The sequence below is a fragment of the Allobosea minatitlanensis genome (assembly GCF_964020775.1).
Genome location: NZ_OZ224509.1, coordinates 2445200 through 2458491 on the forward strand (window position 1 = coordinate 2445200; position 13292 = coordinate 2458491).

General features: G+C 68.7%; 12 protein-coding genes. 10 read left to right on the plus strand and 2 right to left on the minus strand.

The window, feature by feature from the left end; all coding sequences use genetic code 11:
• The first annotated feature begins 80 nt into the window (after positions 1-80).
• From ACWH43_RS12200 to ACWH43_RS12230, 7 genes are all read left to right on the plus strand, one after another.
• Positions 81-902, plus strand: coding sequence for a metallophosphoesterase family protein (locus ACWH43_RS12200; RefSeq protein WP_158445777.1), 822 nt, complete (start codon positions 81-83; stop codon positions 900-902).
• Between the two features lie 108 nt (positions 903-1010).
• Positions 1011-2201, plus strand: a complete 1191-nt coding sequence (locus ACWH43_RS12205) for an ABC transporter ATP-binding protein (protein ID WP_448153482.1) — start codon at positions 1011-1013, stop codon at positions 2199-2201.
• Entirely contained in the window at positions 2198-3121 is a 924-nt protein-coding gene (locus tag ACWH43_RS12210) for a carbohydrate ABC transporter permease (RefSeq protein WP_158445779.1), read from the plus strand. Before ACWH43_RS12205 ends, ACWH43_RS12210 begins: the two co-directional genes overlap by 4 nt.
• Complete coding sequence (locus ACWH43_RS12215) at positions 3121-3993, plus strand: carbohydrate ABC transporter permease (protein ID WP_158445780.1); 873 nt, start codon at positions 3121-3123, stop codon at positions 3991-3993. The genes ACWH43_RS12210 and ACWH43_RS12215 overlap by 1 nt, the downstream gene beginning before the upstream one ends.
• 88 nt (positions 3994-4081) lie before the next feature.
• Positions 4082-5353, plus strand: coding sequence for an ABC transporter substrate-binding protein (locus tag ACWH43_RS12220; protein ID WP_158445781.1), 1272 nt, complete (start codon positions 4082-4084; stop codon positions 5351-5353).
• A 159-nt stretch (positions 5354-5512) separates the two neighbouring features.
• A complete protein-coding gene (locus tag ACWH43_RS12225; protein ID WP_158445782.1) occupies positions 5513-6355 on the plus strand; it encodes a phosphodiesterase in 843 nt (280 codons plus the stop codon).
• Positions 6352-7143 (plus strand): inositol monophosphatase family protein, encoded by a 792-nt coding sequence (locus tag ACWH43_RS12230; protein WP_158445783.1) that lies wholly within the window; start codon positions 6352-6354, stop codon positions 7141-7143. Before ACWH43_RS12225 ends, ACWH43_RS12230 begins: the two co-directional genes overlap by 4 nt.
• A gap of 12 nt (positions 7144-7155) precedes the next feature.
• Here ACWH43_RS12230 and ACWH43_RS12235 read toward each other — a convergent pair whose 3' ends face one another.
• Complete coding sequence (locus ACWH43_RS12235; protein WP_158445784.1) at positions 7156-8112, minus strand: sugar-binding transcriptional regulator; 957 nt, start codon at positions 8110-8112, stop codon at positions 7156-7158.
• Positions 8113-8311: 199 nt separating this feature from the next.
• Between ACWH43_RS12235 and ACWH43_RS12240 the strand changes: the two genes are divergently transcribed.
• The gene (locus tag ACWH43_RS12240; protein ID WP_158445785.1) at positions 8312-9352 is read left to right on the plus strand and encodes a zinc-dependent alcohol dehydrogenase; all 1041 of its coding nucleotides are present in this window, start codon (positions 8312-8314) and stop codon (positions 9350-9352) included.
• A 75-nt stretch (positions 9353-9427) separates the two neighbouring features.
• On the opposite strand, the gene ACWH43_RS12245 is transcribed toward ACWH43_RS12240, so the two are convergent.
• Positions 9428-11215, minus strand: a complete 1788-nt coding sequence (locus ACWH43_RS12245) for a peptide ABC transporter substrate-binding protein (RefSeq protein ID WP_158448126.1) — start codon at positions 11213-11215, stop codon at positions 9428-9430.
• Between the two features lie 254 nt (positions 11216-11469).
• Here ACWH43_RS12245 and ACWH43_RS12250 point away from each other — a divergent pair, with 254 nt between their 5' ends.
• The gene (locus ACWH43_RS12250; protein WP_158446804.1) at positions 11470-12411 is read left to right on the plus strand and encodes an ABC transporter permease; all 942 of its coding nucleotides are present in this window, start codon (positions 11470-11472) and stop codon (positions 12409-12411) included.
• Complete coding sequence (locus tag ACWH43_RS12255; protein ID WP_158446805.1) at positions 12411-13292, plus strand: ABC transporter permease; 882 nt, start codon at positions 12411-12413, stop codon at positions 13290-13292. The genes ACWH43_RS12250 and ACWH43_RS12255 overlap by 1 nt, the downstream gene beginning before the upstream one ends.

Sequence of the window (13292 nt, forward strand, 5' to 3'; positions counted from 1 at the left end):
GGTCCAAGGCAAAGCCGCTGCCCCCGCCCCTGTCGGAGGCAGACGGCCGCCCGATCAAGCGGCGACTTCCGGAGGAAACCATGCAGCGGGTCGTGCAGATTTCTGACACCCATCTCAGCCCGACCAAGCGGCATTTCGCCGGCAATTGGGAGCCGCTGGCCGCCTGGCTGGCTGGCCGGGCGCCCGACCTCGTCGTCCATACCGGCGACGTCTCCGTCGACGGCGCGGATCTCGACGCGGATATGAGCCATTGCCGCGCGCTGCTCGACAGCCTCGGAGCGCCGGTGCTGAGCGTGCCGGGCAATCACGATGTCGGCGAGGCCCATCATCCGCATCAGCCGGTCAACGAAGCGCGGCTGACGCGCTGGCGCAGCCATATCGGCGAGGATTTCTGGGTGCGGGACCTCGAGGGCTGGCGGCTGATCGGCCTCAACGCGATGCTGTTCGGCAGCGACGAGGCGGAGGAGGCGCGCCAGCTCGCCTGGCTCGACCGGCAGGTTTCCGAGGCGCAGGGCCGCCGGCTCGGCTGGTTCCTGCACCGGCCTCTCTTCATCGAGGCGCCGGACGAGGGCGACAAGGGCTATTGGAGCGTGCCGCCGCGGCCGCGCGCGCATCTGCTCGATCTGGTGCGCCGCCACGCCGTCGCCTTCGTCGCCAGCGGCCATCTGCACCGGGCCCATGATTTCGCGATCGCGGGGACGCGCTACATCTGGGGGCCGTCCTCCGGCTTCGTGGTCGGTCCGCAGACTCAGGCCGGCATGGCCGGGACCAGCACGCTCGGCGCGGTCTCCTATGAATTCTCCGGCCGCGATTTCTCCGCCGCGATCCACGAAATCCCCGCGCTGGAAAGGCTCTGGATCGACGACGTGATCGACGAGGTCTACCCGGCCCGCGCCGCCTGAGCATCCGCCGGCTGCCCCCTCGGCAGCCTCGCAAGACGCGCGCGCCGCCAGACGCGCCTCAAGACACGTCCAACGAAGAGCCCCGAGGGCCGCAGAAAGGCGAACCACATGGCCAAGGTCGCATTGTCCTCCATCGCCAAGTCCTTCGGAGCGACGAAGGTTCTCGACGGGATCGATCTCGACATCGCCGACGGCGAGTTCCTGACCCTGGTCGGCCCGTCCGGCTGCGGAAAATCGACGCTGATCCGGATCATCGCCGGGCTCGAGCATCAGGACGCCGGCAGCCTCGCCATCGGCGGCAGCCGGGTCGATCATTTGCGCCCGCATGAGCGCCGCGTCGCGATGGTGTTCCAGTCCTACGCGCTCTATCCGCATATGAGCGTGGGCGCCAACATCGCCCTGCCGCTGACCATGGCGCGGCTCAGGCTCTGGCAGCGCCTGCCGCTGCTGCGGCTGCTCTCGGCGGAACGCCGCGCGGTGATGCGGGGCATCGAGAGCGACGTTGCCGCCGTGGCCGCGCAGCTCCAGCTCGGCCATCTGCTCGACCGCAAGCCGGCTCAGCTCTCCGGCGGGCAGCGCCAGCGCGTCGCCCTGGGGCGCGCCATGGTGCGCAATCCCAACGTCTTCCTGATGGACGAGCCGCTGTCCAATCTCGACGCCAAGCTGCGCGTCCATATGCGCACCGAGCTGGCCGAGCTGCACAAGCGCCTCGGCACCACCTTCATCTATGTGACGCACGACCAGGTCGAGGCGATGACGATGTCGGACCGGGTCGCCATGATGGATTCGGGCGCGATCCTGCAGCTCGGCACACCCTCGCAGCTCTACGAGAAGCCAGCCTCCCTCAAGGTCGCGCAGTTCATCGGCAGCCCGGCCATCAACCTGCTGCCGGCGACGGTCGCCGAGGGCGGCCGGGTCGAGCTGTTCGGCCGCCCCCTCGCCCTCTCCGTCCCGCTGGAGCCGGGACAGGCCGTGACCCTCGGCCTCCGGTCCGAAGCGCTCTCGCTCGTCCAGGGCGAGCCCGGCGGCGGCCGGGCCTGGTTCTCGGCCCGCCTGCGGCGCAAGGAGAATCTCGGCTCCGAATACGTCCTGCATTTCGACCTGGCCGGGCGCGACGCGACCGGCGTGACGATGCGCGCCACCCCGGCCGTGGCGGCCGGCGTCAACGAAGCCGCCGAGGTCACGCTCGGCTTCGAGGAAGCCGCAGCCCATGTCTTCGCGGCCGCCGGCGACCGCGTCGAGCCGCGCGGCCAGGGCGCCGCGACCGCCTCCGTCGTGCCGCTGAGGGCCGGCGCATGACGCTCGCCCTCGCCTCTGCCTCCGGGCCTGCTCCCGCCGCGCGCCGCCGGCTCCGGATCGAGCGGGTGACCGGGCTCGGCTTCGCGCTGCCGGCCTTCGTGCTGCTCCTGCTGACGATCCTGCTGCCGCTGGCCGTGCTGCTCTGGCTCAGCTTCACCAATTACGAGTTCGGCGGCGTCGACATGGATTGGGTCGGGCTGGCGAATTTCCGCAAGGCGCTGGCCGATCCGATCATCCGACGCTCGCTGGTCAACACGCTGCTCTATGTCGCGATCGTCGTGCCTGGCGGCGTGCTCGGCGCGCTGCTGATCGCGGTGCTGGTGCACCGGCGCAAGCGCACGCGCTCCGTCTACGAGGTGATCTATTTCCTGCCCGTGACCTCGACGCTGATCGCCATGGCGACGGTCTGGCAATTCCTGCTGCATCCCTCGCTCGGGCCGGTCAACGGCGTGCTGAAATGGCTGGGGCTGGGGCCGGTCGCCTTTCTCAGCGAGCCCTCCACGGCGCTGGCGACGCTCGCCGTGATCGGCATCTGGCAGTTGCTCGGCTTCAACATGATCCTGTTCCTCGCCGGGCTGACCGCGATCCCACGCGACCTCTACGAGGCGGCCGATATCGACGGCTGCTCCGGCGGGATCGACCGCTTCCTGACCATCACCTGGCCGCTGCTCGGGCCGACGACGATGTTCGTCCTCGTCACCACGATGATCACCGCCTTCAAGATCTTTGACACGGTGGCGGTGATGACCCGCGGCGGCCCGGTCGGCTCCACCGAGGTCCTGCTCTACAACGTCTATCTCGAAGGCTTCCAGTACTTCCACACCGGCTATGCCGCGGCGCTGACCTTCATCTTCCTCGCCTTCATCCTCGTCTTCTCGGCCGTGCAGACCTTCGCCCTCGACAAGAAGGTGCACTACTGATGACCGATCTCGTCCTTCCCGCCCCGGTCACGCCCGTCCGCTCGGCGCTGCGCCGCTTCCTGTCGCTCGTCCTGATCCATGGCGTGCTGATCGCCGGCGCGGTGTTCATGCTGGCGCCCTTCGTCTGGATGCTGGTGACCTCGATCAAGCCGCCGGCCGAGATCTTCAACGCCGAGATCTCGCTCTGGCCCAAGCAGTTCTACGGCCTGCAGAACTACGGCTTCGCCATGGAGAAGGCGCCGCTGCTGCGCTTCGCGCTGAACGGCGTCATCCTCTGCGGCGGCATCCTGATCGTGCAGCTCCTGGTCGCGATCCCTTGCGCCTACGCGCTGGCGAAGCTGAGCTTCCCCGGCCGCAACGCGCTCTTCGTGCTGGTGCTGCTCGGCCTGTGCATTCCCGTGCAGGTGCCGGCGATGCCGCTCTATATCGCGCTCGCCCAGCTCGGGCTGCTCAACACCTATTTCGCGATGATGGTGCCGTTCTTCCTGTCGGTCTTCGCCATCTTCCTGTTCCGCCAGTTCTTCCGCAGCTTTCCCGACGACATCATCAACGCCGCCCGGCTCGACGGCATGAGCGAGTTCGAGATCGTCTGGCGCATCGTCACGCCGAGCGCCTGGCCGGCCATCGCCGCCTTCTCGGTGTTCTCGGCGGTGGCGCATTGGAACGACCTCTACTGGCCCTTGATCGTCATCTCCGACGCCAGGCTCGCGCCGCCGCCGCTGGGCATGATGTTCTTCGCCGATGCCGAGACCGGGTCGAACTACGGCGCGCTCACCGCCGCCGCGACGATCCTGACCGCGCCGCTCGTCATCGCCTTCCTCGTCGCCCGCCGCCGGTTCATCGACGGCATCACCGTGACCGGGGTGAAGTAGCCGGCCCATCGCCGCCCGCCCCGCCAAGAGTTCAGGCCTGAAGCAACGCAACCCGACAGCCCCGCTGTCCATGCCAAGGAGATCACGCATGAAACCTCTCGGCAAAATGCTTGCCGCAGCAGCGCTCGCCCTCGCCGCCGCGACGACCGCCAGGGCCGAGCCCGTCACGCTCGACGTGTTCTACGCCTTCCCGGCCTTCGCCAAGTTCCACGAGCCGATCGCCGCGGAATTCATGAAGAAGCACCCGGAGATCAAGATCAACTTCCGGGCGCCGGCGGCGAGCTACGACGAAGGCCATCAGGCAATGCTGCGCCAGTCGGTCACCAACCAGTTGCCGGACGTCTATTATTCCGGCTTCCATCTGCTGACCGAGCTGACCGAGACCCTCGACAAGCGCAAGCAGATCGTCGATCTCGGCCCGCTGCTCAAGGCCGAGCCGGAAGACTGGCGCAAGGCGAACTATTCCGACGCGCTGCTCTCGCTCGGCCAGGTCAACGGCAAGCAGGTCGGCCTCGCCTTCAACGCCTCGACGCCGCTGATGTACTTCAACGCCGAACTGGTGAAGAAGGCCGGCGGCGATCCCGATAAGATGCCCGACAACTGGGCCGACATCGTCGCGCTCGCCAAGAAGATCAACAGCGGCGACACGGCCGGCCTCGCCTACAACATCCATGACTGGCCGGACGACTGGCTGTGGCGCGGCGTCATCCTGCAGAGCGGCCACTCGATGCTGTCGGCCGACGGCAAGAAGGTCGCCTTCGGCGGCGAGGCCGGCGAGAAGACGCTCGCCATGCTGCGCAGCTTCGTCACCGAAGCCGGCATGCCGCTGATCGACTGGGACCAGTCACGCCAGCAGTTCATCGCCGGCAAGATCGGCATCTTCTTCGACACCCCGGCCCGCCTGCGCCAGGTCACCGACCTGATCGGCGACCGCTTCACGCTGAAGACCGCCCTCTTTCCGGTCGACGACAAGGCCAAGGGCAAGCTGCCCACCGGCGGCAACGCGGCGCTGATCACGGCCAAGGACCCGGCCAGGCAGAAGGCGGCCTGGGAGTTCATCAAGTTCGTGACCGGGCCGGAAGCCCAGAAGATCGTGGTCGAGACCGCCGGCTACATGCCGACCAATCTGCGCGCCGGCGAGGACGCCTTCCTCGGCCCGTTCTACAAGGCGAACGCCAATTTCCGCACGATCAACGGCCAGGTCTCCCGCGCCGCGCCGTGGGAAGGCTATCCGGGCGGCAATTCGGTGCGCATCTGGCGCCAGCAGCGCGAGGTCATCGCCGGCGTGATGCGCGGCGAGATCCAGCCCAAGGCCGGCATCGAGCGCATCGTCTCCGAGACCGAAGCCCTGATGAAGTGAGCCGATCGGCCCGCCGATCCCCCTGCCGCCCGGCCTTCTTGCCGGGCGGCCCTGCTATCGGGCTCACAGCCTGAGGAAGCGCGCAAGCGGCGTCTCGAAGGATGCTCCTCAGGATGCGGGCCGAGAGTCCATGCCGGTCCTCGCTCCAAAGGCTTTCCGATGATCATCGCCCAGATCAGCGATCTCCATGCCCGCCCCCATGGCAGCCCCGCCTATGGCGTCGTCGACACCAACCCGGCGATCGCGCGCGCGGTCGACCAGATCCTGAAGCTCGACCCGCGGCCCGATTGCGTGCTGGTCACCGGGGACCTTTCCGATTGCGGGCTGCCGGAGGAATACGGCATCGTCCGCGCCGCGCTCGAGCGGCTGCCGATGCCGGTCTATGTCATCCCCGGAAACCACGACCGCCGCGAGACGCTGCGCGCGGAGCTCCGCCCCGGTCACCCCTACCTGCCGCAGTCCGGCTTCCTGCACTATGCGGTCGACGATTTCCCGGTCCGGCTGATCGGGCTCGACACGGTGATCGCGGGCGAGGACGGCGGCGAGATCTGCGCCGCCCGCGAGGCCTGGCTGGCCGAGCGGCTGGCGGAGGGACAGGGCAAGCCGACGGCGATCTTCATGCACCACCCGCCCTTCGCGGTCGGCGTCGACGGCATGGACGTCATGCCCTGCCAGGTCTCGCCGGGCTTCGCCAGGCTGATCGCCGCTCATCCCGAGATCGAGCGCGTGCTCTGCGGCCATTACCACCGGCCGATCCAGCTCCGTTTCGCCGGCACCATCGGCTATGTCGTGCCGGGCACCGCCCATCAGGTGGCGCTCGATCTCAGGCCCGGCACGGAGAACCGCTTCGTGATGGAGCCGCCCGCCCTCGCCCTTCATGTCTGGAAGCCGGGGCTCGGCCTGGTCAGCCATCTCCAGCCGATCGGGGACTATGGACCGATCCGGGATTTCGTGCTCGATCCCGCCTATCCCGGAAAGCCGCAAACGGTGCCTGCATCATGACCCAACCACGCCTCCTCGCCCTGCTCGACCAGTCCGAGGAGCTGGCGCGCCGGGCCGGCGAGGTGCTTGTGCAGATGCAGGGCGCCGAGCTCGACGTGACGCGCAAGGAGCTCAACGACGTCGTGACGGCGGCGGACCTCGCCTCCGAGCGCCTCGTCATCGACGGCCTGCGCGCCCTGACGCCGGAGGCGGCGATCCTCTCCGAGGAGGCCGGCTTCTCCGGCTCCGGGCAGGCGCCGCGCTGGATCATCGACCCGCTGGACGGGACCGTGAACTACGCCGCCGGCCTGCCCTGGTTCTCCGTGACCCTGGCCTATCAGGAAGAGGGCCGCACCCTTATCGGCCTGACGCATGCGCCGCGGGCGGGGCTGTCCGCCCGCTTCGCCGAAGGGGGCGAGGCGACGGTCGACGGCCGGCCGGCCCGCGTCTCGGCGACGCGCCGGCTGAGCGACGCCGTCGTCTCGATCTGCCTGACCTCGCATTATACGGCCGCGGAAGCCAACCGGACGAGCGACGTGATCCGCCGCCTCGCCGGGCTGTGCCGCGGCGTGCGCGTCATCGTCTCCGGCGGGCTGGAGATGTCGCTGGTGGCGGCGGGCCGGCTCGACGCCTTCATCGGCCTGAAGGCCGATATCGTCTCGCATGCCGCGGCGATGCCGCTGGTGCGCGCGGCCGGCGGCAAGGTCACCACCGTCGAGGGCCTGGATTCGCGCGACGAGGATCTGGAGAAGATCGTCACGAACGGCCTGATCCACGACGAACTGCTGGCGGCGATCCGCAGCGCTTGAGCGCCCGCAGGATCAGGCGCTCCCGGGCGCCTCGCTCGCCAGAACCGCCGCCGCCGCGTCCTCGTCCGTGATCAGCACCGAGGCCAGTCGGCCGCGCAGGGTCGCGGCGATGATCTGCGCCTTGTTGAGCCCGCCGGAAGCGAGGATCACGGTCGGGATCCGGCGCAGCCCGGCGAGCGGCAGGGCGATGGCGCGGCGGTTGATCGGATGGGCGACGGCCTGGCCGTTGCGGTCGATGAACTGCCCCAGCATGTCGCCGACGGCCCCGGATTCGGCCAGCTCCGCGACGCCGACATCGCCCGGAAGCCCATAGCGCACCAGCAGCGAACGATCGCTCAGATCGCCCGCGCTCAGGATCGCGACATCCGTCGCCTGGATGCGCGCGAAGGCGGCCTCGAAGACGTCCTGCGCCAGGATGGTGTCGCGCGATTGCGGCGTGCCGGCATAGATCGGCGCCGCGAGATAATGGCATTCGGCCTGCCAGAGCCGCGCGAAGCGGCTGGCGGTCTCGAAGGTGTTGATCTCGATGCCGTAGGTCAGCCCGCCCATCATCGAGGTCACCGCGAGGTCGCGATACTGCCCGGGGCGGACATGGCGGATGGTTTCCCGCAAGGTGCCGCCCCAGCCGACGCCGAAAATGCCGGACGGCCTCTCCTCGATGATCTTCGAGACGAATTCGCCGGCCGCCTTGCCGATCTGCGCGGCGGTCTGGCCGGGATCGGCGGGGCCGGGCACGACGATCGCCTGCTTCAGGCCGAATGCGGCGACGAGCGCGCGCTCGAGGCGGACGCAGCTCTCCAGCCGCGAATTGATGGTGATGTTGACCAGGCCGCTGCTGCGGGCCTCGACCAGCAACCGGTTGACGCGCAGGCGGGTCATCTTCAGGCGGCTCGCGATCTCCGCCTGGGTCAGGCCCTCCATGTAGTAGAGCCAGGCGGCTCGGACCTGCGTCTGGGTTTCCTCCGGCATGGCGGTATCCTGCTGCGATGGGCATGCCGCCCGGGCAGGCGCGGCGGGGCTCGGCGTGATCCTCGGAACCGGCTTACATCGCTTTCGCTCTCTCCCACAACGTGCTGAGCCGTTTCGGTTTCACGCTTGACGCAAACCAATGTAATAAACAGAATACATTTGTTAAAGGACTGTTTCGCCGAACGAGTGTCGATCCGCCATGTCCCATGCCGTCTTCCTCCATGCCGCCGGCGATGCCCGGGTCGCGCCGTTCAACCTGCGCGCGGGGGCGGCCGGGGAAACCCTGGTCGAGGTCGCGGCCGTCGGGCTCTGCGGCAGCGACCTGCACTACTACAAGGACGGCGGAATCGGCTCGGCCGTGATCGCGGCGCCCTTCGTGCCCGGCCATGAATTCTCCGGCTGGCTCACCGAGGACCTGCCGGAATGGGGGCTGGTGCGCGGCGCGCTGGTCGCGGTCGATCCGAACCGGGCCTGCGGGCATTGCGCGCATTGCCGGAGCGGCCACCCCAATCTCTGCCCCGAGGTCGCCTTCATCGGGGCGCCGCCGCATGACGGGGCGATGACCGAGCGGATCTGGGTGCCGAAGTCGCAGATCGTCGCGGTGCCGGAGAGCTTCTCGCCGAGCGATGCGGTGATGCTCGAGCCGCTCGGCGTCGCGATCCATGCGGTCGACCTGGCCAGGCCGCGGCTGCTGGAGCGCGTGGCGCTGGTCGGCTGCGGCCCGATCGGGCTGCTGATCCTGCAGGTGCTGCGGACGGCCGGGGCCGGCGAGATCCTCGCCTGCGATCCGCAGCCGCATCGCCGCGCGCTCGCGCTCAGGCTGGGTGCGGACAAGGCAGGCGCGAGCGTCGCCGATATCGCGGCCTGGACGGAGGGCGAAGGCCTGCCGCTGGTGATCGAGGCGACCAATGCGCCCGAGGGCTTTCGCGATGCCATCCGCGCCGCCCGCATCGGCGGCCGGGTCGTGCTCGTCGGCATCCCGGACGGCGACCGCTATGTGATCCCCGCCGCGGAAGCGCGCAGGCGCGGGCTGAACATCAAGTTCTCGCGCCGGATGGGCCATGTCTATCCGCGCGCGATCGCGCTGGTGGCCCAGGGCAAGGTCGATGTCGAGGCGGTGATCAGCCACCGCTTCACGCTGGCCGAAGGGCCGGCCGCGTTCCGCCGCCACGCCGCCAACGAGGCGGGGCTGGTGAAGAGCATGATCTATCCGGCCGGCCTGCCCGCGCAGACCGGCTGAGAATGCCCGGCAGGCCGCGCGGCAGGCACGGCCGGACCGGCCCCTGGGGGCCGGTCCTTGCAGTGACAGTTCCGGTCAGTCGCGATACCAGGCCGCGAGGTTCCAGGTGGTGACCTCCCAACCCGATATGTCCGCCGTCAGGTTGTTGGCGGCGGCGCCGACGACCGTGCGGGAGATGATCGGCAGGAAGATATTGGCCTCGCAGAAGATCTCGTTGACCTTGATCAGCAGCGCGGCGCGCTTGGCCGGGTCAAGCTCCGTCTGCGCCGCCTTGTAGGCCTTGTCGGCCTCCGGGTCGGTGTAGCGCGAGACGTTGCGGCCCAGCCACTTGTTCTCCTTGCTGGCGACCTCCCAGGAGACGCACTGGTTGAGGAAGCGCTCCGGATCGGGCTGGGGCTGCGTCTGCGTATACATTTCCATGTCGCAATACAGCTTGGTGTAGGTGTCCGGGTTCGCGACGTCGGAGGAGAAGAACACCGAGGCCGTGACCGATTTCAGCTCGAGCTCGATGCCGGCGCGCTGGCAGGCCTGCTTGATGATCGCCTGCGTCTTCTGGCGGGGGGCGTTGATCGAGGTCTGGAAGACGTATTTGAGCTTCTTGCCGTCCTTCTCGCGGATGCCGTCGGCGCCCTTCTTCCAGCCAGCCTCGTCGAGGATCTTGTTGGCCTTGTCGATGTTGAACTCGTATTTGAGCTTGGTCGACTTGAAGCGCTTCGGCTCGTTGACGAAGCTCGCCGTCGCGGTGCCGCCGCGGCCATAGATGAACTTCTCGATCGAGTCGCGGTCGATCAGCAGGTTCAGCGCGGCGCGCACCTTCGGGTCGGAGAGCGTCGGGTGCTTGGTCTTGACGCTGGAGCGCTCGCCGTCGACCTCGGTCCAGGGATCGGTCGTGTTCAGCGTGATGAATTCGAGGTCGCCGGCCGGAACCGCGACCACCTTGCCGCGCCCGCCGGTCTCCATCCGCTTGAGGACCTCGTCCTCGACCTGCAGGTTCCAAGCATAGTCGTATTCGCCGGTCTGCAGCACGGCCCGCGCCGCCGAGACGGCGTCGCCGCCGCCCTTGGCCTCGACCGTGTCGAAATGCGGCTGGTTCTTGACGTGATAGTCGGGGTTGCGCTCGCCGAGCAGCAGGTCGCCGGGCTTGAAGTCGACGAATTTGTAGGGGCCGGTGCCGATCGGCTTCAGGTTGAGCGGCGCCTCGCGCGACTTGGCGCCCTTGTATTCGGCGAAATGGTGCTTCGGGATGATCATGCCGACGACGCCGACGAAGGGGTCGGCCCAGAACGGCGTCGGCTCCTTGAAGATCACCTTGACCGTGTGGTCGTCGACCTTCTCGACCTTGATGTTGACATAGGAGCCGGTGGTGTAGGCGGCGGTCGCCGGATCGGCGGCATATTCCCAGTTGAAGACGACGTCGTCGGCGGTGAACGGCTTGCCGTCATGCCATTTCACGCCCTGCTTCAGCTTCCAGGTCACGCTCTTGCCGTCCTCCGACAGGCCGCCATTGGCCTTGGTCGGGATCTCGGCCGCGAGCTGCGGGATGAGGTTGCCTTCCTTGTCCCAGCCGGCGAGCGGCTCGTAGAAGACGCGGCAGGCGATCTGGTCCTTGGTGCCCGCGGCGAAATGCGGGTTGAGCAGGGTTGGCGCCTGCCAGAGCAGGATCTTGAGCGGCCCGCCGCCGCCGGCCTTGGTCGGCTTGTACTTGACCGTGGCGTCCGCCATCGCGACGTCGTTCCAGGCCAGGATCTGGCTCGCGATCGGGGCGGTGATGCCCACGGCCGCCATTCTCTGAATGAAGGATCGTCGCGACAGCGTGCCGTCCTTCACATCCGCGACCAGGCCGCGGATTTCCTCTTCCTTCATGGTGTTCCCTCCAAAGGTCTCGCCAGTCGTTCCGGCATTGCCTGCCGCGTTGTCCTGGCGGCACAGCAATGCATGGGCGGCCGCGAAGGTCCAGCGGCTTCGGCGCCGGCTGCCGGCGGCGTTTGCGGGGGGACGGACCGGGCCGGAAAACCGGCCGGACGATCCCCTGCCCGCCCCGGTTCCGGGGTTTCGTCATCAGCCTGTCGTGGAGCGGCCGGCAGAACCGCGGTTCCGCGACTCCGCTGCCGGCTCACATGCTCCGCTTTCTCGCCCTTCGCCTCCTGCGCGCCCTGCTGACCGTGACGATCTGCGTGTCGGCCGTGTTCGTCGCCCTGCGCCTAGCGGGCGACCCGGCCGACATCATGCTGTCGATCGACACGCCCCCGGAGGTGCGCGCCCATTACCGCGAGCTGTGGGGCCTCGACCGGCCGCTGGCGGAGCAGTATCTGCGCTATGTCGCCAGCGCCGTGCGCGGCGATTTCGGCCTGTCCTTCGCCGATGAGCGGCCCGCCTTCGCGGCCGTGACGGAGGCGCTGCCGAAGACCTTCCTGCTCGGCGCCTCGGCCCTGATGCTGGCGCTGCTCGTCGGCATGCCGCTCGGCATGCTGGCGGCGCTGCGCCACAACCGCGCCGCCGACCGGCTGGCCATGGCGACCGCCGTGCTCGGCTACGCCATTCCGGTCTTCTTCCTCGGCATCCTCCTGATCCTGCTGTTCGCGCTGAAATTGCGGGTGCTGCCGTCGGCCGGCTCGGAAAGCCTCCGGCATCTCATCCTGCCGAGCGTGACGCTCGGCCTGCCGCTCGCCGGCCGCCTCGCGCGCTTCGCCCGCACCGCGACGCTCGAGGTGCTGGGCAAGCCCTATATCCGGGCCGCGCGCGGGCGCGGCGTGATGCCGCTGGCGGTGATCGTCCGGCACGCGCTGCCGAACGCGGCCGTGCCGCTGCTGATGTTCATCGGCCTCGAGATCGGCCACATCCTCGCCGGCAGCGCCGTGGTCGAGACCATCTTCGCCTGGCCCGGAATCGGCCGGCTGCTGGTCGATTCGGTCGCGACGCGGGACCTCGCCGTGGTGCAGGCCGTGATCTTCACCGTGACGGTGATCATGGTCGGCGCCAATCTCCTGGTCGATGTCGTGCATATCCTGATCGATCCGCGGCTCGGCGGCTTCGCGCGCGCCAAGGGAAAGCCCGCCTGATGACAACCGTCGACATTCACGCCCGGCCCGCGCCGGCCGCCCGCTCCCGCGGCCGCGCGATGTCGCCGGTGGTCAGGCTCTCGGCCTGCTTCCTGCTCGCCGTGGTGCTGGTGGCGCTGCTCGCCGACTGGCTGGCGCCGCTGCCCTACACCGCCCAGAATCTCGCGGCGCGGCTGAAGCCGCCGCTGACGGAGGCCGGCGGCATCGTGCACTGGCTCGGCACCGACCAGCTCGGCCGCGACATCCTGAGCCGGATGATCTTCGCGGTCAGGACCTCGATCCTGATCGCCGTGATGGGCACGCTGATCGGCGCGATCTTCGGGACGCTGCTGGGCTTCGTCGCGGCGCGCATGCGCGGCTCGGTCGACCAGGCGATCATGATGGTCGTCGACGCCCAGGCGGCGATCCCGGCACTGTTCCTGGCGCTGACCATGCTCGCCTTCTTCGGCAACAATATCGTCCTCTTCATCGTGCTCGTCAGCATCGACGGCTGGGACCGCTATACGCGGCTGGTGCGCGGGCTCGTCGTCTCCGAGCAGCAGAGCGACTACATCAACGCCATCGAGGCGCTCGGCGCCGGGTCGTCGCGGGTCATCCTGAGCCATCTCCTGCCCAATATCGCCGCCGCGCTGGTGGTGCAGGCGACGCTGAACTTCCCCGGCACGATCCTGCTGGAAACCTCGCTCTCCTTCCTCGGCCTCGGCGTGCAGCCGCCGGGGACCTCGCTCGGGCTGATGCTCGGCGAAGGCCGGCGCTACCTGCTGAACGCCTGGTGGATCGCGGTCTTCCCCGGCCTGGCGATCTTCCTCACGACGCTGTCGATGAGCCTGTTCGGCGACTGGCTGCGCGACCGGTTCGACCCCACCAGCGACAGGCATTGA